At 72.1% G+C, this 21,497-nt stretch carries 23 protein-coding genes and 1 pseudogene; 9 read left to right on the top strand and 15 right to left on the bottom strand.

Features of this window, described 5'->3' with window-relative positions; genetic code table 11:
• Positions 1 to 50 precede the first annotated feature (50 nt).
• On the bottom strand, positions 51 to 728 hold the full coding sequence (locus tag QBL25_RS22200) for a TetR/AcrR family transcriptional regulator (protein ID WP_409058769.1): 678 nt from the start codon (positions 726 to 728) through the stop codon (positions 51 to 53).
• A 48-nt stretch (positions 729 to 776) separates the two neighbouring features.
• Positions 777 to 1,250 carry a carboxymuconolactone decarboxylase family protein gene (locus QBL25_RS22195; RefSeq protein WP_409058768.1) on the bottom strand — a complete coding sequence of 158 codons (474 nt, stop codon included), beginning with the start codon at positions 1,248 to 1,250 and terminating at the stop codon, positions 777 to 779.
• Positions 1,251 to 1,434: 184 nt separating this feature from the next.
• On the opposite strand from QBL25_RS22195, the gene QBL25_RS22190 reads away from it, so the two are divergent.
• A complete protein-coding gene (locus tag QBL25_RS22190; RefSeq protein WP_361190664.1) occupies positions 1,435 to 1,800 on the top strand; it encodes a PH domain-containing protein in 366 nt (121 codons plus the stop codon).
• A 142-nt stretch (positions 1,801 to 1,942) separates the two neighbouring features.
• The gene (locus QBL25_RS22185) at positions 1,943 to 2,368 is read left to right on the top strand and encodes a MarR family winged helix-turn-helix transcriptional regulator (protein WP_409062736.1); all 426 of its coding nucleotides are present in this window, start codon (positions 1,943 to 1,945) and stop codon (positions 2,366 to 2,368) included.
• Between the two features lie 35 nt (positions 2,369 to 2,403).
• On the opposite strand, the gene QBL25_RS22180 is transcribed toward QBL25_RS22185, so the two are convergent.
• From QBL25_RS22180 to QBL25_RS22170, 3 genes are all read right to left on the bottom strand, one after another.
• A complete protein-coding gene (locus tag QBL25_RS22180) occupies positions 2,404 to 3,024 on the bottom strand; it encodes a hypothetical protein (RefSeq protein WP_409058767.1) in 621 nt (206 codons plus the stop codon).
• Between the two features lie 201 nt (positions 3,025 to 3,225).
• Positions 3,226 to 4,320 (bottom strand): FAD-dependent oxidoreductase, encoded by a 1,095-nt coding sequence (locus QBL25_RS22175; protein ID WP_409058766.1) that lies wholly within the window; start codon positions 4,318 to 4,320, stop codon positions 3,226 to 3,228.
• A 112-nt stretch (positions 4,321 to 4,432) separates the two neighbouring features.
• The gene (locus tag QBL25_RS22170) at positions 4,433 to 4,816 is read right to left on the bottom strand and encodes a nuclear transport factor 2 family protein (RefSeq protein WP_409062735.1); all 384 of its coding nucleotides are present in this window, start codon (positions 4,814 to 4,816) and stop codon (positions 4,433 to 4,435) included.
• A gap of 187 nt (positions 4,817 to 5,003) precedes the next feature.
• Between QBL25_RS22170 and QBL25_RS22165 the strand changes: the two genes are divergently transcribed.
• Positions 5,004 to 5,984, top strand: a complete 981-nt coding sequence (locus QBL25_RS22165; RefSeq protein WP_409058765.1) for an SGNH/GDSL hydrolase family protein — start codon at positions 5,004 to 5,006, stop codon at positions 5,982 to 5,984.
• 19 nt (positions 5,985 to 6,003) lie between these two features.
• Here the strand turns inward: QBL25_RS22165 and QBL25_RS22160 are convergent, their stop codons facing one another.
• Together QBL25_RS22160 and QBL25_RS22155 are read right to left on the bottom strand one after the other, a co-directional pair.
• Entirely contained in the window at positions 6,004 to 6,282 is a 279-nt protein-coding gene (locus QBL25_RS22160) for a DUF397 domain-containing protein (RefSeq protein ID WP_409058764.1), read from the bottom strand.
• A complete protein-coding gene (locus QBL25_RS22155) occupies positions 6,242 to 7,090 on the bottom strand; it encodes a helix-turn-helix domain-containing protein (RefSeq protein ID WP_409058763.1) in 849 nt (282 codons plus the stop codon). Before QBL25_RS22155 ends, QBL25_RS22160 begins: the two co-directional genes overlap by 41 nt.
• 181 nt (positions 7,091 to 7,271) lie before the next feature.
• Here QBL25_RS22155 and QBL25_RS22150 point away from each other — a divergent pair.
• Positions 7,272 to 7,670: pseudogene (locus tag QBL25_RS22150) on the top strand (hypothetical protein); the annotation flags it as partial.
• A gap of 184 nt (positions 7,671 to 7,854) precedes the next feature.
• Positions 7,855 to 9,147 carry an ion channel protein gene (locus tag QBL25_RS22145; RefSeq protein WP_409058762.1) on the top strand — a complete coding sequence of 431 codons (1,293 nt, stop codon included), beginning with the start codon at positions 7,855 to 7,857 and terminating at the stop codon, positions 9,145 to 9,147.
• A 31-nt stretch (positions 9,148 to 9,178) separates the two neighbouring features.
• Here the strand turns inward: QBL25_RS22145 and QBL25_RS22140 are convergent, their stop codons facing one another.
• Both QBL25_RS22140 and QBL25_RS22135 read right to left on the bottom strand, forming a co-directional pair.
• On the bottom strand, positions 9,179 to 9,808 hold the full coding sequence (locus QBL25_RS22140) for a MarC family protein (RefSeq protein WP_409058761.1): 630 nt from the start codon (positions 9,806 to 9,808) through the stop codon (positions 9,179 to 9,181).
• Positions 9,809 to 9,857: 49 nt separating this feature from the next.
• A complete protein-coding gene (locus tag QBL25_RS22135) occupies positions 9,858 to 10,769 on the bottom strand; it encodes a LysR family transcriptional regulator (RefSeq protein WP_409058760.1) in 912 nt (303 codons plus the stop codon).
• Between the two features lie 189 nt (positions 10,770 to 10,958).
• Between QBL25_RS22135 and QBL25_RS22130 the strand changes: the two genes are divergently transcribed.
• Positions 10,959 to 12,266: an SGNH/GDSL hydrolase family protein gene (locus QBL25_RS22130; protein WP_409058759.1), complete on the top strand. Its 1,308-nt coding sequence runs from the start codon at positions 10,959 to 10,961 to the stop codon at positions 12,264 to 12,266.
• 71 nt (positions 12,267 to 12,337) lie between these two features.
• On the opposite strand, the gene QBL25_RS22125 is transcribed toward QBL25_RS22130, so the two are convergent.
• From QBL25_RS22125 to QBL25_RS22105, 5 genes are all read right to left on the bottom strand, one after another.
• Positions 12,338 to 14,302: an FUSC family protein gene (locus QBL25_RS22125; protein WP_409058758.1), complete on the bottom strand. Its 1,965-nt coding sequence runs from the start codon at positions 14,300 to 14,302 to the stop codon at positions 12,338 to 12,340.
• A gap of 51 nt (positions 14,303 to 14,353) precedes the next feature.
• The gene (locus tag QBL25_RS22120) at positions 14,354 to 15,349 is read right to left on the bottom strand and encodes an endonuclease/exonuclease/phosphatase family protein (RefSeq protein WP_409062734.1); all 996 of its coding nucleotides are present in this window, start codon (positions 15,347 to 15,349) and stop codon (positions 14,354 to 14,356) included.
• Positions 15,350 to 15,451: 102 nt separating this feature from the next.
• On the bottom strand, positions 15,452 to 16,330 hold the full coding sequence (locus QBL25_RS22115) for a hypothetical protein (protein ID WP_409058757.1): 879 nt from the start codon (positions 16,328 to 16,330) through the stop codon (positions 15,452 to 15,454).
• Positions 16,331 to 16,445: 115 nt separating this feature from the next.
• Complete coding sequence (locus QBL25_RS22110; protein ID WP_409058756.1) at positions 16,446 to 17,297, bottom strand: ABC transporter permease; 852 nt, start codon at positions 17,295 to 17,297, stop codon at positions 16,446 to 16,448.
• A complete protein-coding gene (locus QBL25_RS22105; RefSeq protein ID WP_409062733.1) occupies positions 17,294 to 18,334 on the bottom strand; it encodes an ATP-binding cassette domain-containing protein in 1,041 nt (346 codons plus the stop codon). The genes QBL25_RS22110 and QBL25_RS22105 overlap by 4 nt, the downstream gene beginning before the upstream one ends.
• A 173-nt stretch (positions 18,335 to 18,507) precedes the next feature.
• Here QBL25_RS22105 and QBL25_RS22100 point away from each other — a divergent pair, with 173 nt between their 5' ends.
• Both QBL25_RS22100 and QBL25_RS22095 read left to right on the top strand, forming a co-directional pair.
• Entirely contained in the window at positions 18,508 to 18,948 is a 441-nt protein-coding gene (locus tag QBL25_RS22100) for an SH3 domain-containing protein (protein ID WP_409058755.1), read from the top strand.
• Positions 18,949 to 19,055: 107 nt separating this feature from the next.
• On the top strand, positions 19,056 to 19,448 hold the full coding sequence (locus QBL25_RS22095; RefSeq protein WP_409058754.1) for a hypothetical protein: 393 nt from the start codon (positions 19,056 to 19,058) through the stop codon (positions 19,446 to 19,448).
• Positions 19,449 to 19,562: 114 nt separating this feature from the next.
• On the opposite strand, the gene snpA is transcribed toward QBL25_RS22095, so the two are convergent.
• Positions 19,563 to 20,228, bottom strand: coding sequence for a snapalysin (gene snpA / locus QBL25_RS22090; RefSeq protein ID WP_409058753.1), 666 nt, complete (start codon positions 20,226 to 20,228; stop codon positions 19,563 to 19,565).
• A gap of 220 nt (positions 20,229 to 20,448) precedes the next feature.
• Between snpA and QBL25_RS22085 the strand changes: the two genes are divergently transcribed.
• Positions 20,449 to 21,387 carry a LysR family transcriptional regulator gene (locus tag QBL25_RS22085; protein WP_409058752.1) on the top strand — a complete coding sequence of 313 codons (939 nt, stop codon included), beginning with the start codon at positions 20,449 to 20,451 and terminating at the stop codon, positions 21,385 to 21,387.
• Positions 21,388 to 21,497 lie beyond the last annotated feature (110 nt).

Below are 21,497 nucleotides of genomic sequence, written 5' to 3'. Positions count from 1 at the left end.
CAGGCCGCCCGCGGCTACCCGCCCGCGGCTGCCGGACCCCGGCCCGCACGTCAGCCGCGAGGCGCCCGGTGCGGCCCCAATTCCCCCAGCACCTGGCCGAGTTCAGCGGCCGTCAGGGAAGACCCCGGCAGCTCCCCGGCACCCGGCGAGGCCCGCAGGCCGTCCAGGAGCAGGGCCAGCGGGCGGCGCCAGGCGTCGGGGGTGGTCGCCGTGGTCAGGGCGGGGATGGCGCGCCCCAGGGCGGCCAGGGCGAACAGGACGTCCTCGGTGGTGGCGTCCGCCCGGACCGTGCCCTGCTCGCGGCCCCGCCGCAGCAGGACGTCCATCGTCTCGCGGTTGTGCGCGTGCACGGCCTGGAGCGCGTCGACGCCCTCCAGATGCGTGGTCATGAGGTCGTTCGTGCCGCGGTCGGCGGCCAGCGTGACGAAGACGTCCCGGAGGTATCCGTTCAGGGCGGCCCAGGCGTCCGGCGCCGACCGCGCCGCGTCGCCCGCGGTCATCGTGCCCGTCAGGAGGTCGCGGAAGACGGCGTCGACGAGGGCGGCGCGGGTGGGGAAGTTCCGGTAGAGCGTCGCGTTCCCCACCCCCGCCCTGCGGGCGATCACGTCCAGCGGCGCCTCCAGGCCCTGCTCCGCGAACACCTCGCGGGCCGCCTCCACCAAGAGGTCCCAGTTGCGTCGCGCGTCGCGCCGCCGCGGGGGCGTCGCACGGTGTGGATCGGCGGCCATCGTCACTCTCCCTGCCATGTGGGGAGCGTCCCCCACATGGCGCAGACGCTAGCCGAACTGGCCCGGCTGGTAGTCCCCCGCGGGCTGACGGACGATGACGTTCACGCGGTTGTAGGCGTTGATGAGGGCGATCAGCGACACGAGCGCGGCGAGCTGGTCGTCGTCGTAGTGCTTGGCGGCGTCCGCCCAGGCCTCGTCCGTGACGCCGCCCGCCGCGTCGGCGATGCGCGTGCCCTGTTCCGTGAGTTCCAGGGCGGCGCGCTCGGCGTCGCTGAACACCTTGGCCTCGCGCCAGGCGGCCACGAGGTTCAGGCGCGTCGCCGTCTCGCCCGCGTGTGTCGCGTCCTTGGTGTGCATGTCGGTGCAGAAGCCGCAGCCGTTGATCTGGCTCGCGCGGATCTTGACGAGTTCCTGGGTCGCCGCGGGCAGGGCCGAGTCCGACACGACCTTCCCCGCCGCGTTGACGTGCTTCAGGACCTTGCCCACGAGGGGGCTGCCGAAGAGGTTCAGACGAGCTTCCATGGTCATCTCCTATGCCGTTGCCGATGCTTCCACTCCTCTGACGCGGGCGCTCGGCAAGATGTGACACGGGTCCGCGGAACGGCGGACGGCCGAAGGAAGCGGAACTCAACTGGGCGGCCTCTCCCCGCAGGGCGCGCGTTACAGTCGGAGATTCCTGTGGGTTCAACTAAATGGGGGGTTTTCCATGGCACTGTTCGGAAACGCGCACACCATCAACCCGGCGACCGCGCAGCAGGACTACGCGCGTCTGCTCGGCCACGGCGAGCAGGTCCAGGCCGCGTTCCTGCTGATCCGCGACACCATGCTCTTCACCGACCGGCGCCTCGTGCTCGTCGACAAGCAGGGGATAACGGGCAAGAAGGTCGAGTACCACTCGGTCCCGTACCGCAGCATCACGCACTTCTCGGTCGAGACCGCCGGGCACTTCGACCTCGACGCCGAGCTCAAGATCTGGATCTCCGGCACCCACGAGCCGATCCAGAAGACGTTCACCAAGGGCGTCGACATCTACGAGGTGCAGGCGATCCTCACGCAGTACGTGGCCCGCTGACGCACCGAAGCGTGGCGGCACCGGCCTGCGCACGGCGGTAGTTCGTGCCACGAATGTCCGTCGGGCGGCTTCCCGATTCCGCTCTTCCCCGCTGTCGTATTCTGGCCCGATGGGGAATACCGAGGGCGACGGGGAAGAGCGGATGGGGGTCGCCGCCGCGCTGGTGCGCTCCTCGTTCCTGGTGAACGCCGTGTACGCCGAGTCGGCCAGGGAATTCGGCCTGACCGCGCAGCAGGGCCAGTTGCTCTGCGTCCTGATGGGTCAGGCGTACGGCATGAGTGAGCTCGGCGCGGTCCTCGGTCTGGCGAAGTCGAGCCTCACCGGACTCGTGGACCGCAGTTCCCGGCACGGCTTGGTGCGCCGCGAGCCCGACCCGCGGGACGGCCGGGCGGTGCAGGTCGCGCTGACGGCCAAGGGGGACGCCCTCGTGACGGAGTTCTACGCGGAGACCAGCCGCCGGATCGACGCCCTGCCGGCGGGCTTCGGCGCGGCGGAGCGCTCGCAGCTGGCGGAGCTGCTCAGCCGGGTGGTGCGGGACAACGAAGTGCCGGTCGTCTTCGGCGACTAGGGCCACCCCGCCGACCGGGACGTCTTCGAGCCCGGTCACCGGTTCTTGACCGGCGGGCAGGTGCCCGTGTCCTCACCGATGCTGTTGATCTCGGCGTTCGAGCGCGGGTCGCCCGCGTAGTCGACCTCGTCGGTGCAGCTCGTCCCGGGCTTGTGGGGCGTGCCCGACGGCTTGGCGCCCTTCTCCGGGGTGGGGCAGGTGCCGGTGTCCGCGCCGATGCTGTTGATCTCGGCGTTCGACCGCGGGTCACCCGCGTAGTTGATCTGGTCCGTGCACTTCTTGCCGGACGTGCCGGACGACGAGCCGGTCGAGCCGGACGTCTTGTCGCCCTTCTCCGGGGTGGGGCAGGTGCCGGTGTCCGCGCCGATGCTGTTGATCTCGGCGTTCGACCGCGGGTCACCCGCGTAGTTGATCTGGTCCGTGCACTTCTTCCCCGACGTGCCGGACGACGAACCGGCCGTGCCCGACGTCTTGGCGTCGGTGGAGGTCCCGCCGCTCTTCTCGGCGGCCGTGGCGGAGGAGGACGCGGAGGCGTCGTTGCTGCCGCCGCCCTGACAGGCGGTGAGACCGAACGCGGCGATCGTGATCACCATGGCGGCCGCGGCCTTGCGGGCGTGGCGGACCTTGCGGGCGGGGCGGAGGGCGGTGTGCGTCATGTTCTTCCCGTTTCTTTCCGGTCGTTCGGGCTCGTGGGAACAAGACTGTCCACCGCCGCTGGTGATCCGCCGCCGTCTGACTAACGCCTCACTAACGTGCGTGCACAGGCCATACACCGCACCGGAAAATAGTCGCCGCCCGCCGATCGTTCCTGGTCAGTGACCTGGCCGCCGGACCGCGCCCCACCCCTGCCCGCGCCCTCAGACCGTGCCGAAGAGTTCGGCGAAGCGGCCCGTCAGCAGGTCCGTCCCCTTGTACTCGCTGACCGTCTCGGCCGGAAGCAGCGTCGCCCCCTCCGGCGTACCCATCTGCCCGATGCCGCCCTTCGGGCCCAGCGGGAGCAGCACCGACGGGACGGGCGCCGGACGGTGCACGGCGGTCGGCCGCTCGCCCCGCACCCGGGCGAGGATGTTCCGCGCGACCACCTCCGCGTGCTTCATCGCGTTCCCCGCCAGCTTGGCCTCGGCCAGGTCGGCGAGGTCGCCGAGCGCGTAGACGTGGTCGTGGCCCGGCACGTTCAGCGTCTCCGTCACCCGCACGCCCCTCGGGGTGCGGGCCGCCGCCAGCTCGCCGGTCAGGTAGTCGCCGGTGACGCGCACGCCGTGGCAGCGGAACCAGATGTCGGCGGTGACCTCGCCTCCGTCGGCCGTCGTCCCCACCGTGAACGTCTTCGTCCGGCCCGGCTCCACCGGCGGCTCCTGCGACAGCCTCGTGCCGAGCCGCAGCTCCACGCCCATCTCGGCCAGCTGGCGGTGCAGTTCCTCGCGCAGCTCGGGCAGGAAGCCCGGCATCAGCTCTTCGGCCGGGTCGACCACCGTCACCCGCTTGTCCGGCCAGACCGCCTTGATCTCCCCGGCGAGCTCCAGGCCCACGGGACCGGCGCCCAGGAGCAGCACCCCTTCCGCGCGGTCGAGTTCGTCGTGCGTGGCGCGCAGCCGCTCCAGTGCCTCGCTGGTCACGTCGGTGTCCGTCTTGGCGGGGTAGGGGTAGCCGGAGCCCGAGGCCAGGACCACGTAGTCGGCGTCGACGCGGGCGCCCGACGTCAGGGTGACCCCGCCGGCGTCCACCGATGCCGCACGCTCGCGCACCACCCTGCCCCGCCGCAGCAGCCTGTCGTACGGGAAGAACATGTTGCCCGCCCAGTCCGGTCGCACCAGCGCCCGCAGGGCTCCCGCGGCGTGCACGAACGCGTCCTTGGGCTCGATGAGCACCACGTCCGTGGCGTCGTCCAGCGCCTTCGCCACGGCGGATCCTCCGTAGCCTCCACCGACGACCGCGACGACGGCACGCGTCATGACTCTCACTCCCAGAAGTCCGGAAACGGAAAAGTGGTTCGCCCTACGAACTGTATTAGTTCGTAGGGCGAACTTCAATGACGGGATCCGGGAACGAGTCGGGCTCAGGGCTTCAGGACGCGGGAACGCGGTCCAGGAAGCCGGCCACCGTGGCGATCCGGCCGTCCTCGTCGAGCGTGACGACGTCGAAACCGGCCACCGGAGCCGAGCCGTCCGCGAGCGACACCAGTTCCCAGCCGAAGCGCGCCACGTGGTGGTGGCCGTCGACCGCCCCGATCCGGCGGAACTCGAAGCCGGGGAACTGCTCGTGCGTCCCCGCGATCACCGCGGCGAGCGCCTCGTGCCCCGAGACGTCGGACAGCGGGTCGGTGTAGCTGCCGCCCTCGCTCCAGGCGGCGGCCACGGCCTTGGCCAGGTCCTCGGCGCCCTGCGTGTTCCAGGCCTCGAAGTAGCGGGCGACGGCGGTCTCGTACGCGGCGGTGTCGTGTGCGGACATGACGGGTGCCTCCTGCGGCTGGTTCATCCGGTGGTTCCTTCGATGCCTTGAGCTTGCCGTGCGGTCGCGAGCGGGTCGATTACGTCCGAGGTAATACGGGGCTCAAAGCGCCACCCCTGTCTTCTCACACGCGGGTGACTGTGCTTGCCTAAGGGGCTCTTTCGGCCGCCTGAACGGGAGTTGGCGTATGCGCAAGCCGTGGATCGGCGGGGTTCTTGCCGCTGTGCTGCTCCTCGGGGCCTGCGGGGACCCCGGCTCCGGCGGCGAGTCCGCCGAGGCCCCCCGCCCTCCCGGGACGCGGACCTCCGACGCCGCGCGGGACCGGCCGCCCGCCGAGCCCTCCGGCTCGGGCCCCGCCTCGACCACCCGCCCCCGCGCGGCCGACCGGGCGAAGAAACCGGACAAGCCCGGGGGCTCCCGGGCCACCGCCCCCAAGGTCCTCTACCTCGGCGACTCCCTCGCCATGGAGAACCAGAACGTCCTCGGCGACCAGCTCCGCACCGGCCTCGGCGCCCGCTACCGCAGCGCGCCCTACTCGGGCACCACCCTCTGCGACTACCTCGACGGCACCGGCAAGGACTCCCTCGTCCCCGACAAGGACAAGGCCGCCGCGCTCGTCCGCGCGGAGCGGCCCGACTACGTCGTGCTCCAGTTCTGGGGCAACGCCTGGGGCTACACGCCCTGCATGGACGGCATCACGTACGACAAGTCACCGCAAAAGTACTTCGACCGGTACGCCGCCGACGCCAAGGAACTCGCCGCGCAGATCCATGACGCGGGCGGGTCCGGCGCGGACCGGCCGCGGATCGTGTGGGTCCTCCAGGGCCCCGACCCGATCACGCCGGACCGCGTACGGCGCGTCAACGGCCTCTACGAGGCCCAGGCACGGGCCTCCGGCGGGGTCCTCGCCGACGCGGGCAAGGCGGTCGCCCCCGCGGCGGACCGGTACACCTGGGTGGAGAAGCTGCCGTGCACGGCGTACGAGAAGAGGAACCCGGCGTACTGCACGGACCCTTCTTCTGGCCGCACGGCCCTGCACCGGGACGACGACTACCTGCACTTCTGCCTGGCGCCGACCACCGCCAAGTCCCGCCCCTGCCCGGCCCGTTCGCCGGGCATCCGCCGGATGACCGCGGAGATCACCCGGGCGGTGGGCTCCGCGGGGTAGCGGCCCGCTCAGGCCGCGGTCACCTCAGCGTGCCGTTGGCTGCGGCCTCGACGAAGGTGGCGAAGGCGCGGGGGGTGGTGGTGAGGGCGCCTTCTTCGGGGTTCTTGCTGTCCCGAAGGGCGATGGCCCCTTCGCGGGGGGCGAATTCGATGCACTCGCCGCCGGTGTTGCCGCTGTACGTCGACTTGCGCCATGCGGCGCCGTTGAGCGGGGCGCATTCAACGCAATCGCCGCCGGTGTTGCCGCTGTACGTCGACTTACGCCACCGCGCGTCCGCCAGGTCCTGACTGTTCGCCATAACGTTCCTCCATCACGCGGCTGATCAGCTCCGCCGATTTACCCTCCGGGAGGGCGGCGGCCTGCAAGTTAGCGTAACGGCGGGCGGCTTCGCGAACAGTCTCGGGATTGGCCGTCATGTGGCCAGAGATCAGGTCCTCCGTATAGACGAGTTCAGGGTCCTCGCCGAACCGCAGCAGGTTGAACGAGCCGACCAGGCTGGAGTGTTCACCAGCCGCGTAGGGGAGCACCTGGATACTCACCCATCGCCGGTCCACGAAGCCCAGCAAGTGGCTGAGTTGCTCTCGCATGACACGTCGGCCGCCGATCGGACGGTGCAGTACGGCCTCGTCGAGCACGACCAGCGACAACGGTGGGCGTTCGCGCTCCAGGATTCGCTGCCGCTCCATGCGCGCGGCCAGCAGTTCATCGAGCTTCCTCGGCATGCCGCTGGCCAGGACAGCGCGGGCGTACCCCTCCGTCTGGAGAAGCCCGTAGACCAACTGGGCCTGATACGTGGAGATGTACGTGGCCTTCGCCTCAAGCTCCGCATACTGCTGGAACCACGGCGGCAGCTGACTCTTCAGCACCAACCCCACTAAACGCGAGAAGAACCCATCCGTCCCCAGCGCCGCATCCACCCGCTCCGAGAAGTCCCTCGTCGGCACCTTCTTCGCCGTCTCGATCTGGCCGATCAGGGACGCCGTACAGAAGATGCAGCTGCCCAGCTGCCCCTGTTTGAGTCCCGCCGCCTCCCGCAGGCGCCGCAGTTCCGCCCCGTAGTAGTCCAGCGGGGAAGCGCTGGGATCGAGGTCGCGGATGTTGACCATGCGTGGGTCACCCCCATAACCATCGCCGTACGGCGAGCAGTTCAGCCGGTAGCCCAGCGTAACCAGCCGACTCCGGTCCGGTGGGGTTAATCGGGCAACTCCCCATTCGGCCCAATCCCACTCGCACGCTCGCCCGGGCCGTCCGACGCTGAGGGTTCCTGTCGAAAGAGAAGAGGTGCCCATGAGCAGCGGCACGAGCGACTCCCGGGGCGTGAGCCCCTGGGCTACAGGCGGCACGGTGTTCGCGGGTGTCCTGATGCTGGTCAGCGGCATCCTCGGCATCCTCGAAGGCATCGCGGGCATCGCCAAGGACGACGTCTACGCCCGCATCGGCGACTACGTCTACAAGTTCAACCTCACCACGTGGGGCTGGATCCACCTGGTCCTCGGCATCCTGGTGGCCGTCGCCGGGTTCGGCATCCTCAAGGGCGCGGCTTGGGCGAAGGCGTGCGGCATCGCGCTCGCGTCGCTCTCCGTGATCCTGCACTTCATGTGGCTGCCGTACCAGCCGATCTGGGCGCTGATCGCGATCGCCATCGGCGTCTTCGTCATCTGGGCGCTCTGCACGGACCACTCGGACCGCGACGGCCGCCGTGACGCGGGGGCGGGTGGCGGCTGGGAGCCCAGGGCCACCTCGTCCGGGCCCGGCCCGTTCGCCGAGGGTTCCGGTGCGCACCGCGGGCCGGCCGACGAGCCCCCGGGTCCCGTCACTCCGCCGCCCGCCACCTGACCGTCGAGGAGGCGGGGGCCGCCCCGGAGGGTTCATGACCGAGACATCCACACCGGGCCGCGGCTCCGCCCTCTGGACGCCGCAGGCGCGCGCCCTGCTTCCCCTGGTGTTTCCCGCGCTGCTGGTGGGCGTCGGGTCCAGCCTGGTCCTGCTGCTGCTCAGCTTCGTCGCCGAGCGGTTGCAGGATCTGCTGTGGGACGCGCTGCCGGACGCGGTCGGCGTCTCCGGCACGTCGGCGGGGTGGATCATCGGCGTGCTCACCGCGGCGGGGCTCGTCGTCGGCCTGATCGTGTGGAAGGTCCCCGGGCACGCCGGGCCCGACCCCGCGACGCTGGGCCTGGTCGATCCGCCGCTGCCGGTCCGGGTGCTGCCGGGTGTCGCGCTGGCCGTGATCGTGGGCCTGGCGGGCGGTGTCAGCCTCGGCCCGGAGAATCCGATCACGGCGATCAACATCGCCCTCGCCTATGCGCTGGGGATGCGGGCGATGCCCCGTACGACCGGGTCGGACTGGGTGGGCCTCGCGGCGGCCGGGACGATCGGGGCGCTCTTCGGCACGCCGGTCGCGGCGGCGCTCGTCCTCTCCGAGACCGTCACCTCCCCCGGCCCGGACCCGCGACCGCTGTGGGACCGGCTGTTCGCGCCGCTGGTCGCGGCCGGCGCGGGGGCGCTGACCACGGTGCTCGTCGCGCACCCGACGTTCCAGATCGACGTCGAGGCGTACTCGGGGCCGCACTGGGGCGACATCCTCTCCGCGATGGTCGTCAGCACCGCGGCGGCGGCCGTCGGGCTGTGCGCCGTGTACGCCTTCCCCTACCTCCACCGCGCCTTCCGCCAGCTCGGGCACCCCGTGCTGATGCTGACCGTGGGCGGGCTCGTGCTCGGCGCCCTGGGCGCGCTCGGCGGGCACCTGACGCTCTTCAAGGGCCTGGAGGAGATGAAGGAGCTGACGGCGGAGGCAGGCGACCACGACGCGGGCAATCTGCTGCTGCTCGCGGTGGTGAAACTCCTGGCGCTCTGCGTGGCCGCCACCTGCGGATTCCGGGGCGGGCGGATCTTCCCCGCGGTCTTCGTGGGCGTGGCGCTCGGCATGCTCGCGCACGCGCTCGTGGACGGCGTGCCCCCTGCCCTGGCCATCACCTGCGCGATCCTGGGCGTGCTGCTCGCCACGACGCGGCAGGGCTGGCTGAGCCTGTTCACGGCGGCCGTCGTGGTGATGGACCTGTCCGTGCTGCCCGTCCTGTGCGTGGCGGCGCTGCCCGCCTGGCTGCTGGTGACGGGGCGCCCGGACATGCTGATCGAGGAGGACGGGCGGGAGAAGGCCGCTTGAAGCAGCCGCTCCCGTCGGCCGCGCGCAGGGGTCAGACGCGCTCCAGGCCCGGCACGCCGAGCGACGCGAGTCCGTCCAGGACCAGGTCCACGCCGACGGCCGCGAGCAGCAGGCCGAGCAGCCGCCCGAAGAGCTCGATCGTGGCGTGATGGGTGCCGCGCAGGAGGCGCGCGAGCAGGACCACGCAGACCAGGTCGAGGGCGATCACGGCGACGTACGCGCCGACGACCGTGGAACGCCACGACCAGGTGTCGCGGGCCGCCGCCTCGATCAGCACGGCGGTCATGGCGAGCGGACTGACGATGTAGGGCATGAGCAGTTCGCGCACGCCGCTGACGAGGTCGGGCGCGTCCTGGTGCGCGCCGTCCGAGCCGAGGTGGACGCCGAGGACGAGGCCGACGGCGTAGATGAAGAAGATGACTCCGCCCGCGAGTTGGAGCGCGGGCGTGGAGATGTGGAACAGCTCGAGGAGCCAGGGGGCGGTGAAGCCCGCGATCAGGCCCACCACGACGGCGGCGCCGGACGAGACGAGGGCGATCATCCGCAGTTCGCGCACCGGATGGTTCTGCGCGAGTCCGCCGAAGGCGAGCAGCACCTTGGGCGGGCCGACGACGGAGAAGAAGGTGATGAAGGCGGCGGAATAGGTCAGGGCAGCGGTCACGCTCGGCATCCTCGCGCGTGCGGGCCCCGCGGGGGCGCCCCGGCGGGCGTCAGAAGCGCGCGGGTCCTCCGTTTGCCGCGACCGCGTCACGCACCGCGCGGACGAACGCGTCGAGACGCGGGGTGCCGGTGGCGGCCGTACGCCAGATGAGCGCGACGTCGGCCGAGGGGACGTCGGACAGGGGGACGAAGACGAGGTCGGGGCGGGCGTAGTACGTCGCCACGGACGCGACGACCGGCGACACGCCCTGCCCGGTGGCGACGAGCGTCATCATCTCCTGGAACCCGGCGACGGACGGGCCCCGGCGGATGGGGAGCCCGGCGGGGGTGCGGGGCGGGACGTGGAAGTCCCACCAGTAGGCGGGGGCGCCGTTGACGACGCCGAAGAAGGTCTCGCCCGCGCACTCTTCGAGGGACACGCTCGCGCGCCCGGCGAAGCGGTGGCCGAGCGGGACGGCGAGCATGCGGGGTTCGTTGATGACGACCGGCCCGACCGTGAGGTCCGGTTCCTCGACGGGCAGGCAGGTGAACAGCGCGTCGGCCTCGCCTGCGCGGAGCGCGCCGAGCGGGTCGCCGTACTGGGTCTCGCGCATCCGGATGTCGCAGCGGGGGCAGCGCTCGCGGAACGTGGAGAGGATGGCGGAGGTCAGCGAGCCCGCGCCGGAACCGAGGAAGGCGACGGTCAGCTCGCCCTCGACGCCGCGCGCCACGTCCTTGGCGCGGGCGAGCGCGGCTTCCATGCGCAGGTGCAGGGGTGCCAGATCGTCGTAGAGCTGGCGTCCCAGCGGGGACATCTCCACCTTGCGGCTGGTGCGTTCGAAGAGCGGGGCGCCTATCTTGCGCTCCAGTCGCTTCACGGTCTGGCTGACGCGGGCCTGGGAGAGCAGGAGGCGCTCGGCGGTGCGGCCGAAGTGGAGTTCTTCGGCGAGGGTCAGAAAGGTCTCCAGTTCCTGGCGTTCCATGCCCCGCCCACCCCGTCCCTCTCGGTCGATCGCCCCTGACCTGCATCGATAAGCCTGAGCGCGCAATCGTTTCACGGATCGCCGTTGATCGGGGGCGGCCGCGGGCGGATCTTGGAGGAGTCAGGCCGGACCGGCCGCCGGGCACCTCCGCCCCGCCGGTCCACCCCGCCCAACTCCCGGGAGAACGCCATGCTTTCACGCACTCGTACGTCCGCCGTCGCCGTCACCGCCGCCCTCGCCCTGACCGCCGGTCTGGGGCTCGCCGTGACGGGGGCCCACGCCTCGGGCCCGCGCGGCTCGAAGCCGTCGGCCGGGCCCGCGTGGACCGCCGCCTGGGCCGCCTCGCCGCAGCGCGCCAGCACGGGCTTCAAGCCCAACTGGTCGGAGGACGGTTTCTCCGGTCAGACCCTGCGGCAGGTCGTCCGGGTCACCGCGGGCGGCGAGCGGGCGCGCATCCGGCTCTCCAACGCGTACGGGACGTCGCCGCTGCACGTCGCGGGGGCGAGCGTCGCGCGGACGGCGAAGGGGGCGGCGGTCGAGGAGGGGTCCTTGCGGCGCCTCACCTTCGAGGGGAGGAGGTCGGTGTCGATCCCGGCGCACGGCCAGCTCTCCAGCGACGAGGCGGGGTTGCGCCTGAAGCCCTTCGAGTCGGTCACGGTGACGCTCCACCTCGCGCGGACCACGGGGCCCGCGACGTTCCACGCGCAGTCGTTCGCGACGAGTTACCGGGCGGACGGCGATCATGTGGCGGATGCCGGGGCGGGGGCGTTCGGGGAGACGACGGAGTCCTGGTACTTCCTGTCGGGCGTGGACGTGCGGGGTGAGCGGGCGCGGGAGCGGGAGGGTGAGCGGGGCGGTGAGCGGCAGGGCGTCGTGCTCTTCGGTGACTCCATCACCGACGGCTTCGCCTCCTCCACCGACCGGAACCGCCGGTGGTCGGACGCGCTGGCCGAGCGGCTCGCCGACGCGGGGACGCCACGGCCCGTCCTGAACGCCGGGATCGGCGGGAACCTCGTCCTCAACGACTCCGCCTGGTACGGCGAGAGGGGTACGGCCCGCTTCGGGCGGGACGCCCTTGACCTGCCGGGGGTGGGGACCGTGGTCGTCCTCGAAGGGCTGAACGACATCGGGTTCAGCGAGAGCGACACGCCCACGTACAAGCCCGCGCCGGAGGTGAGCGCGGAGGAACTCATCGCGGGGCACCGGAAGCTGATCCGGGCCGCGCGGGACAAGGGGGTCCGGGTGGTGGGGGCCACGCTGCTGCCGCTGGGGGGCTCGGATCACTACGGGGAGCGGGCGGCGAAGGTGAGCGACGCGTTCAACGCGTGGGTGCGGACGTCCGGGGAGTACGACGCGTACGTGGACTTCGACCGGGCGCTGGCGGATCCCGCCGACGGCGAGCGGATCGCTCCCGAGTACGACTCGGGGGACCACCTGCACCCGAACGACGCGGGGTACCGGGCCATGGCCCACGCGGTGGACCTCGCCACGCTGTAGTGGCTTCGGCCACCCTCCATCGCCGGCTGCGCCGAGCTCGTCCTCAAACGCCGGACGGGCTGGATCATCCCTCAGCCCCTCGGAGAGGCGATCGCTCGGGCTGCCACCACCTCCTGGCGGAGGGGTTCCAGGACGCTGTCCTGGGGGCCCGTGAACGTGGTCGGGACCTCCTCCAGGGTTTCGGAGTCGCGGAGGCCCTCCGCCAGTTCGCGGAGCTGGCGGGCCACCTCCCCCACCTCGGTGAGGGTCGGCTCCACCGCCCCGTGGCGGATCCGCACCCGCGCCGCGGTGGTGGCGTCCACGATCCGCTCGACGGCGATCACCAGCGGCCACCACGCCGCGGCCCGCGCCCCCATCGGGGGCGGTTCGGTCAGGGCGCGCTGGAACTCCGTGCGGATCACGGACAGGTCCCGGTAAAGACCCCGCCGCATCCGCGCCCGCGCGGCCACGTCCACCGCCGTGCCGAACGCGCTCTCCACGTACGAGGCCGTGTCGGCCACCGCGTCCGCGAGCCGGTCGCCGATCCGGGTGTGCCAGCTCTCGGGCCACAGCAAGTAGCCCGCCACCAGGGAGATCCCGCAGCCGATCAGGCTGTCCACCAGGCGGGGCACGACGAGACCGAAGCCCTGGTGGTTCAGGACGTCGGACAGGAGCAGGATCACCGGGGTGATCGCGGCCGTCTGGTAGCCGTACCCCCGGGTCGTGAACACCGGGATCAGCGCCGCGAGCACCAGCATCACCGGCACGTCCCACCACCCCCGCGGCACCTCCGCGAGGACGGCGGCGGCCACCACGAGCCCGGCGGCCGTGCCGAGCGCCCGCAGCACCGCCCGCGAGAAGACCGAGCCGAAGTCCGGCTTGAGGACGAACGTGACGGTGAGCGCCACCCAGTACGAGCGGGGCACGTCGATCAGGGACACCAGGGACTGCGCGATGCCGATGCACAGGGCCAGGCGCAGGCCGTACCGCCAGGAGGCGCTCGACAGGATGACGTTGCGGGCCGCGCGCCGGGCCCGGACGCGCAGCGCGGCCGGGCGGCCCAGGCGGTCGTCGACGTTCACGATGCCGTGCGGGTCGGGGTCGTTGAGGAGTTCGGCCACGTGCCGCAGGGCGTGGTCGACGGCGTCGCCCGAGGGGTCCGGCGCCACGGGCAGGGAGGGTCCGGCGACCGGAGCGGCCGCCGGGGAGGCCACCTCGTCCGCCAGGCGGCGCACCTCCGCGGGGAACTCCGGCGGCATCGGCACTCCGCACTGGTGCGCGGCGGGCGCGGCCTCGATGACCGGCGTGATCGCGTTCAACTGGGCGATCAGGCGCACCAGGTCGGGGTTGCGGCCGTGCGTGCGGGTGCGGCGGGCGAGGACGAGGTCGTACGCCTGGTTCAGCGAGGTGGTGACGGCCGTGCGCGCCTCGTCGTACCGCTCGGTGCCCGCCGCTTCGAGCAGGGTGGCCACGCTGCGGTAGGTGGCCGCGACGGCGGCCCGCTCCGGGACGCCGGAGCGCAGCGGCCAGGCGAGCAGGGCGAGGAAGAGGACCAGGAGGCCGCCGCCCGTCATCAGGGCCGGGGCCAGCCACCATTCCCCCGGCATCGGGAGGCCCGCGCCGACCACGGAGTTGAGCAGCAGGAGCAGACCGGCCACGGACGCCACGGCGCCGATCGTCGACATCATCCCGGAGACGAGGGCGACCAGCGTGACGACGCCGACCGCGACCCAGCCGTGGCCGAAGACGAGCGAGCCGATGGTGACGCCGAGCGCGCCGAAGAGCTGCGGCACGGCGATGTTGAAGATCCGCATGCGGTAGGCGTCGGCGGTGTCGCCGATGACCCCGGACAGGGCGCCCATCGAGGCGAGCGCGCCGTACGCCGGCTGTCCCGCCGCGAGGCCGACGAGGAGGGGCAGCGCCATGGCGACGGACGCCCGCGCCACCGCGGCCCACGGGACCGGCGCGGCCTGCGGCTTGAGCGTCCTGACCAGCCAGGGCGGCGGGGCGAGGGCGCTCAGCGGGCCCGGTGGTGCGGGTGTCTCGCGGCGGGGCATGGGGCCATTATCGCCGCCGCTGTTGCCGCTGTGCCCGGCCTGACCTGCGTCTTATCGGCCCTTGCCGTGCAGCGTCAGGTCCACCACGAGGGTCCGGTGGTCGGTGTCGCCGATGTCCAGGAAGCGGGCGTCACGGGCCGCGAAGTCCGGGCTGACCAGGACGTGGTCGATCTGGGTGCCGAGCGGTTTCATCAGGTCGGCGGGCCAGCTCGGGGTGCGGGCGGATCCCGCGAGGCGGGCGGCGTCCCGCACGCCCCCGGTGTCGAGGATGTCGCGGAAGGCCGCGTGGTCCTGGGTGGCGTTGAAGTCGCCCGCGATGATGGTGGAGCGGTTCGCGCGCCTGCCCTCGGCGGCGTAGTCCCGGATCTCGGCGAGTTCCTCGCGCCAGGTGGGCAGTTGCCTGGCCAGCGGCGGCATCGGGTGGGCGAGCTGGATGCGGATCTGGTGGCCGTCGTCCAGTTCGGCGACGGCGCCCGGCATGCCCAGCGTGCCCGCGAGGCCGCTCGCCTTCTTCAGGGGCAGCTTGCTGACGATCACCGAGCCCTCGGCGCCGCCGGCCTCGCTCGCCGTGCGGTAGGGGTAGTCGGCGCGGGGCAGTTCGTCGCGCAGGGTGTCCGAGCAGGCGTAGTCGCACTCGGGGACGAAGACCAGGTCGGGCTTCTCCGCGCGGACCGCCTTGAGCAGCCCCTCGGTGGCCTTGCCGAACTCCACGTTCGACGCCATGACGCGGATCTCGGCGGTGGCCGGGCCCTTCGGGTCGTCGGTCTTGCCGTACGGCTCCATGAACCAGGCGACGCCGGCGAGCACGGCCACGCCCCAGACGAGGCCGACGCGCCAGCGGGCGAGCGCCGCGAGCAGCAGTCCGGCGACCGCGGGGGCCAGGAGCAGCGGAAGGAACGCCAGGATCTGCGTCACGGGCGTGAAGCCGTCCGAGTCGGCGATCCGGAAGCCGATGACCGTGCTGACGGCGGCCAGGAGGAGCGCGGCGAGCCACGCGGAGAAGCGGTTGCGCGGGCGCTTTCCCGCCCGGGGCTCCGACCGGTCCACGTGCGGGGCCGTCCTCGCTGCCGTCGCGCTGTCCGCGCTGCCTGCGCTGTTCAAGGCCGGCCTCTCCGTCTGATCCGTCCTGGGTCCTGCGCGAATCTTCCCCTAGAGACGACGGGAGGCCCGGGAGGGTTGCGCCCGCCGGGCTTCCGGCCTGCGGTGGCGCAGCAGCCAGGCGGCCAGCGCGACGCACAGGCTCACCCCGAGGATCACCCACGCCGCCACGCTCAGCGAGGACGTCAGGGCGTCGTAGACGGCTTCCGCGGCCGGGCGCGAGACGTCCTTGGGCAGGTCGTCCAGGGTCAGGCCCCGGCCCACCAGGACGGCGACGCCGAGGACCGCCCCGGCGAGGGCCGCGCCGAGGGCGGTGCGGATGACCGCGCGGCGGCGGCGCACCGCGAGGAGGATGCCGGCCACGGCGAGCAGCACCGCGGCGACCGGGAGCCAGAGGCCCGCGACCTGGAGCATGTGGAATCCCTTCCCGAAGGGGCCGAGGTCGGACGACTCCATGAGCGTCACCTCGGTGTGCGTGACGGGGATGCTGTCCGCGAACGGCACGCCGTCGGCCGCCAGTTGCCGCTTGACCTGCTCGGTGATCGGCGCGAGGTCGATGGTGACCGCGCCGCCGTCGGTACGGCCGTTGAGGGCGTCCTGCACCGCGTCGTGCGCGGCGCGGTTGGCGGAGGTCCAGGCCGCCTCGAAGGCCTTCGTCTTGGTGAAGGAGAGCACGGCGTCCCGCAGGAACGACTCGACGGTGCCCTGGAGCGGGCCCACGTCGATCTCCTTGATCACCGCGTCGGTGACCGCGTCGGCCACCGCGTCCCGTACGTCGGGGTCGGCGGCGAGGGGCGCCATCGTGGCGACGTACCGGTCGGGGTCCTCGATCTCGTACTTCGCCCAGGTGGAGAGCGCGCCGAGCGGCACGAGCAGGACGGCGAGGACCAGGAGGACGGTGGAGACGGCGGAGAGCGGGCGTCTGGACACGTCCCCCAGCAGAAGTCCCGGCCGCGCGGGGCGCGACCGGGACGGGTGCATACGGGGGCACGGACTCCTCCCTGCGGTGCGGAGGAGCGGCTGCCTGCGGCTGAGGAGGAGCGTGCTACTTGCGGTTGTAGAGGCGCATCGTGACCGGGCCGAACACCGCCACCAGCAGCACCACCCAGCCCAGCGCCCAGGCCAGCGACGCACCCGGGGCCGCGCCCGCCATCAGGTCGCGGACCGCCGACGCGAGGTGCGTGATGGGGTTGTTGTTGACGAAGGCCTGGAGCCAGCCCGGCATCGTCTCGGGCTTCACGAAGATGTCGCTGAGGAACGTCAGCGGGAAGATCACCATCATGCTGACGCCCATCACCGACTTCTCCGTGCGCAGCAGCAGACCGAACATCGTCCACACCCAGGAGAAGGCGAAGGAGAAGACGAGCAGGAGCAGGACACCGGCGAGGACGCCCAGGACGCCGCCGTCCGGGCGGAACCCCAGGATGAGGCCGACGGTCAGCATGACGACGGACGCGATCGCGTAGCGCAGGGCGTCGCCCAGGAGGTAGCCGACCATCACCGACGGGCGCCAGATCGGCAGCGTGCGGAAGCGGTCGAAGACGCCCTTCTCGATGTCGGTGTTGACCGAGACGCCCGTGTACATCGTGATCATGACGACGGACATCACGAGGATGCCGGGCAGCAGGTACTGGATGTACTCGCCCGGCGACCCGGCGAGCGCGCCCCCGAAGAGGTACGTGTACATCAGCACCATCATGATCGGGAACGCCGTCACGTCGAAGAGCTGCTCCGGCACGTGCTTGATCTTGAGCATGGCCCGCCAGCCGAACGTCAGGGACGCGGAGAGGGCGTTGGGGCGGGGCGGCCGGTCACCGGCGACGAGCAGTTCGGCGAGGGACTCGGTGCTGACGGGCGCCAGGTCCTGGGCCTCGGATGTGGTGGTCGCGGTGCTCATGCCTTCGCCTCTTTCTTCGCCGTGCCGGCCGCGGGGGTGCCCTGCGGGGCGTGGGGGTCCTGGGGAGCGCGGGTGTGCTGGGGGGCGCCGGTCAGGGCCAGGAACACCTCGTCCAGGCTGGGCTGGCCGAGGGAGAAGTTGTCGACGACGATCCCGGTGCGGGCCAGCTCGGCCAGGGCGCGGGACGCCTTCTCCGCGGCGCCCGGGCCGTCCGCCGCGCCGTTGCCGACGCGGGCGGTGAGGGCGACCGGGTCGGGCTCCAGCTTGACCTCGGCGCCGAGCGCGATCCGCAGCGCCCGCGCGGCGTCCTCCCGCTGCTCCGCGTCCCGCAGCCGCACGTGCACCGAGCCCGCGCCGACCGACGCCTTCAGCTCGCCCTTGGTGCCCTCGGCGATGACCCGGCCGTCGTCGATGACGGCGATGCGGGACGCGAGGTGGTCGGCCTCGTCCAGATACTGCGTGGTCAGCAGGACCGTCGTGCCGTGCGCGACGACCGCCCTGACGATGTCCCAGACCTGGTTGCGGCTGCGCGGGTCCAGGCCCGTCGTGGGCTCGTCGAGGAAGAGCAGGTCGGGGGTGTTGAGGATGGACGCGGCGATGTCGATGCGGCGGCGCATGCCGCCGGAGTAGTTCTTCACCTGACGGGTGGCCGCCTCGCTCAGCCCGAAGGCCTCCAGGAGCTGCGCCGCCCTGCCGTACGCGGCCTTCTTGCCGTGTCCGGTGAGACGGGCCAGGAGCACGAGGTTCTCGGTGCCCGTCAGGTCCTCGTCGACCGACGCGTACTGCCCGGTGAGGCTGACCCTGGCGCGTACCGCGTCGGCCTCGCGCACGACGTCGTGGCCGAAGACGTGGGCCTCGCCGCCGTCCGGGCGCAGCAGGGTGGCGAGCATCTTCACGGTGGTGGTCTTGCCCGCGCCGTTCGGCCCGAGCAGGCCGTAGACCGTGCCGGCCGGGATGGTGAGGTCCACGCCGTCCACGGCGCGGTTGTCCCCGAAGGTCTTCACCAGGCCCGCGGTCTCGATGGCCACGCTGTTCATGTCGTACGCCCTCTCCACGTCAGGACGCGTCGGTCCGCGTCGTTCCGTCATGAGGGCAGACCGCCGCCGGGCCGCAAACTCATCGTCCGGTGGAGCCTTAGTCCGAACGGGTGTTTGCTGGAGGGAGGTAAAGGGAGAAAACGGGTGGGGAGGGGGGAAAGAGGAGGTCGATCATGCGGACCACTCCGGCCCCGGGAACCACCCCGGCCGCCCTGGGCACGCTCGCCGCCGCGCTCATGACCGCGGGTGCGCTGGCCCTCTCGGGCGCGGCACCGGCATCCGCCGCCACGGCACCCACGCACGACCATCATGTGGTCTGGGGGACGATCGTCGCCCCCGTGGACCTGAAGATCCGGGACGCGCCCTCCACCGGCGCCTCGATCGTCGCGAAGCTCCCGGCCGAGAGCCAGGACCGCGTCGAGTGCGTCACGCAGGGGTCGAGCGTCTGGGGCGACACGTCCTGGTACTGGCTCGGCGGGGTCCAGGGCTGGGCCAGCGCCGCGTACGTGGACACCGGTGGGCAGCACGTGCCCAGCTGCGCCACCTCGGACCCGTGCCAGGAGTACAAGCCGTGCTGGGACTCGTGCCAGGGCGGCTACAACCGCCACGACTGAACCGCCGAGTTGCCGGACGGCACCGGCGGGTGTGCCCTGGAAGGTGGGGCGTGCGGGACGCGCCTGTCCCGGGGGCGACCGTTTGCGGACCGGCTGGAGGAACCGTCATGGCTCACGCGGCACCCACTTCGACAGCCCCGGGCGTGCTCGGCGGCTCGGCCCTCACCAAGGCCGCGACGGCCACCGTGCTCCTCGGGGCCGTCTACGGGATCTGGGCGGCGGGCATCGCGCGGGACGCGGGCCCCATCACCACCGGCAACGTCCTGCTCGGCGTCGTGGCGGGCCTGGTCTTCGCCGCCGCCTTCATGGGGCTGCGCACGATCGCGCCCCGGCTGCCGCGCGAGCTGCGCGCGGCGGCCTGGGCCGCCTTCGCCGGGATCGCGTTCGGCTATCTGTACAGCCTGACCGACGCGACGATCCTGCGGTCGGTGGCCATGTCGCTCGCGGTGACGGCCGGCGTCTTCGTGATGGTGTTCTACCGGTACTACACGAGCGAGTGAGCGACCGGACCGTCCGCGAGACCGGATCCGTCCGCGGGCCCGCCTGGTAGGCGCGCACCCCTGTGCCCGCCGGCGTCGAGCGCGCCGGCGGGCACAGGGGCGTACAGCAGAAGGTCAGCCGACCTTGTCCATTCTGTCCAGCTTGTCCAGCGCCTTCGCCAGACCGTTGGCCCACAGCTGGTTCACCTGGGCCCGCTCGTTGGCGTCCGGCTGCGAGTTCGTGCACGACGTGCCCGGTCCGCCACCGGACATCAGCTCGCTGCACGGGCCCTCGTAGTGATCCGGAAGGCCGAGGACGTGACCCGTCTCGTGCGCGGTCACACGGGTCGAGTCGTACTGCTGGTTCTGCGCGTAGTCCAGGAAGATGTACCCGCTGCCGTGGCCGTCCGTACTCGCGTACGAACCACGCGGGTCGTTCCCCTCGCGGTACTCGAAACTCGCACCGCCACTCCCCTCCTGGAGCTTCACATTGGACACCGCGCTGTTCCAGATGGAGGTACTGCTGGCTATCTGCTGCGCGAAGGTGGGCGCACCGGAGGCGTCGTACACCACCGTGACCTGCTTCGTGCCGGGGTTGGCCGCGCGCTTCTCGGCGACCGACTTCAGGACGGCCTCGAAGAAGGCCTTGTTGGCCGCGGCTTCCTCGCCGGAGCCCGCGTAGTTGGCGTACGCGGAGACGGATGACGGCGCGGTGGGGGTCGCGGCCGTCGCGGAGGTGGTGCCGAGACCGGCTGCCGCGAGGCCGATGACGGCCGCGACGGACAGGTAACGCTTGTTCATGTGGGGGGCTCCCTACTCGTTCGGTGAAAGGTGAACGGTTCGGTAACGGGAGTGTCAGGGAGCCGGGGGCGTCCGCGGATGATGGCAAGTGGTGATAGCGCCGGGCTATCGCCTGCCCTTCGCCAACCTTTCGGCAGGTTTCGGAAGTGCCCAACTCAGGTGGTTCACGTGGGGTTTGTGAGTCTGGTGCACCGCCGTTCACCGCTCTACGCTCACAGCCATGGAGCTCGAGGTGAGGCACCTCCGCGCGCTGTGCGCCATCGCCGACACCGGCAGCCTGCACAAGGCGGCGCGCCAACTCGGCATGAGCCAGCCGTCGTTGACGACCCAGCTGCGGCGCATCGAGCAGGAGATCGGCGGCCAGCTCTTCGCCCGTGAACGTACCGGCTGCCGTCCGACGCCGCTCGGCCGCGTCGCCCTGAGCCGCGCCCGCCCCCTCGTCAGCGAGATGCGGGCGCTGGTCAACGAGACCAAGGCCGCCGCGGCCCGCGCCACCGAGGGCCCCCAGCTGCGCATCGGCTCCACGGCCAGCTGCGCCATACCGGGCTGGCTGCGCAGGCTGCGGCTGCGCCTGCCCACCACCGAGACCTCGCTCCAGATGGACGTCTCCGCCAACGCGCTGCTGCGCATGGTCGCGGGCGGGCAGCTCGACGTGGCCTTCGTGCACGAGGTGGAGGGGAGTCCGCTGCGGCTGCCGGAGGGGCTGCGGTGGCGCGTTCTGGTCGAGCGGGAGCCGCAGTTCGTCTTCCTGCCCGCCGACCATCCGGCGGCGGCGCAGCCCGTCGTCCACCTCACCGACCTCGCCGCCGACCGCTGGATGGTGGACCCGACGGTGGACGGCGAGTGGGACGGACTGCTGCGGGTGCTGCGCGAGGCCGGGCTCAACCCCCGTGTCCTGCACGGCGATTACCTCACCGCGTCCTCGCTCGTGGCCACCGGCGAGGTCGTCACGGTGTGCCAGCCGACCTCGCACGCGCGGCCCAACATGACGGTCCGGCCGCTGCACGGCGACCCGCTCGGCGTCCGGCTCGTCGTCGCGGCCCGTACGGAGAGGGTGCTCGACGCGGTGTACGGCGACCTGGAGGCGTCGTACTGGGAGGCCGCGCGCCAGGCGCCGGCCTACGGGGAGTGGCTGGCGGGGCGGGCGAAGGCGGCCTGAGCCGAGCCGCGTGACCTAGGTCCCGGACACTTTGGTGACCTTTGGCCCAACCCCCTCTGACCTGCACTTTTACCCGGTTTACGGTTCTGCGCCACCGTATGCGGCCGGTT

Origin of the sequence: Streptomyces sp. SYP-A7185, from assembly GCF_046103685.1 — a bacterium.
Classification (GTDB): Bacteria; Actinomycetota; Actinomycetes; order Streptomycetales; family Streptomycetaceae; genus Streptomyces.
This window is presented reverse-complemented; position numbering and strand designations above follow the sequence as displayed.

What these genes read in the sequence shown, in the direction of transcription:
- QBL25_RS22195 (WP_409058768.1), bottom strand. Translation starts at nt 1,250, where the DNA reads ATGGAAGCTCGTCTGAACCTCTTCGGCAGCCCCCTCGTGGGCAAGGTC.
- QBL25_RS22085 (WP_409058752.1), top strand. Translation starts at nt 20,449, where the DNA reads ATGGAGCTCGAGGTGAGGCACCTCCGCGCGCTGTGCGCCATCGCCGAC.
- QBL25_RS22095 (WP_409058754.1), top strand. Translation starts at nt 19,056, where the DNA reads ATGGCTCACGCGGCACCCACTTCGACAGCCCCGGGCGTGCTCGGCGGC.
- QBL25_RS22110 (WP_409058756.1), bottom strand. Translation starts at nt 17,297, where the DNA reads ATGAGCACCGCGACCACCACATCCGAGGCCCAGGACCTGGCGCCCGTC.
- QBL25_RS22100 (WP_409058755.1), top strand. Translation starts at nt 18,508, where the DNA reads ATGCGGACCACTCCGGCCCCGGGAACCACCCCGGCCGCCCTGGGCACG.
- QBL25_RS22125 (WP_409058758.1), bottom strand. Translation starts at nt 14,302, where the DNA reads ATGCCCCGCCGCGAGACACCCGCACCACCGGGCCCGCTGAGCGCCCTC.
- QBL25_RS22160 (WP_409058764.1), bottom strand. Translation starts at nt 6,282, where the DNA reads ATGGCGAACAGTCAGGACCTGGCGGACGCGCGGTGGCGTAAGTCGACG.
- snpA (WP_409058753.1), bottom strand. Translation starts at nt 20,228, where the DNA reads ATGAACAAGCGTTACCTGTCCGTCGCGGCCGTCATCGGCCTCGCGGCA.
- QBL25_RS22130 (WP_409058759.1), top strand. Translation starts at nt 10,959, where the DNA reads ATGCTTTCACGCACTCGTACGTCCGCCGTCGCCGTCACCGCCGCCCTC.
- QBL25_RS22175 (WP_409058766.1), bottom strand. Translation starts at nt 4,320, where the DNA reads ATGACGCGTGCCGTCGTCGCGGTCGTCGGTGGAGGCTACGGAGGATCC.
- QBL25_RS22170 (WP_409062735.1), bottom strand. Translation starts at nt 4,816, where the DNA reads ATGTCCGCACACGACACCGCCGCGTACGAGACCGCCGTCGCCCGCTAC.
- QBL25_RS22185 (WP_409062736.1), top strand. Translation starts at nt 1,943, where the DNA reads ATGGGGGTCGCCGCCGCGCTGGTGCGCTCCTCGTTCCTGGTGAACGCC.
- QBL25_RS22145 (WP_409058762.1), top strand. Translation starts at nt 7,855, where the DNA reads ATGACCGAGACATCCACACCGGGCCGCGGCTCCGCCCTCTGGACGCCG.
- QBL25_RS22190 (WP_361190664.1), top strand. Translation starts at nt 1,435, where the DNA reads ATGGCACTGTTCGGAAACGCGCACACCATCAACCCGGCGACCGCGCAG.
- QBL25_RS22165 (WP_409058765.1), top strand. Translation starts at nt 5,004, where the DNA reads ATGCGCAAGCCGTGGATCGGCGGGGTTCTTGCCGCTGTGCTGCTCCTC.
- QBL25_RS22105 (WP_409062733.1), bottom strand. Translation starts at nt 18,334, where the DNA reads ATGAACAGCGTGGCCATCGAGACCGCGGGCCTGGTGAAGACCTTCGGG.
- QBL25_RS22155 (WP_409058763.1), bottom strand. Translation starts at nt 7,090, where the DNA reads ATGGTCAACATCCGCGACCTCGATCCCAGCGCTTCCCCGCTGGACTAC.
- QBL25_RS22135 (WP_409058760.1), bottom strand. Translation starts at nt 10,769, where the DNA reads ATGGAACGCCAGGAACTGGAGACCTTTCTGACCCTCGCCGAAGAACTC.
- QBL25_RS22180 (WP_409058767.1), bottom strand. Translation starts at nt 3,024, where the DNA reads ATGACGCACACCGCCCTCCGCCCCGCCCGCAAGGTCCGCCACGCCCGC.
- QBL25_RS22200 (WP_409058769.1), bottom strand. Translation starts at nt 728, where the DNA reads ATGGCCGCCGATCCACACCGTGCGACGCCCCCGCGGCGGCGCGACGCG.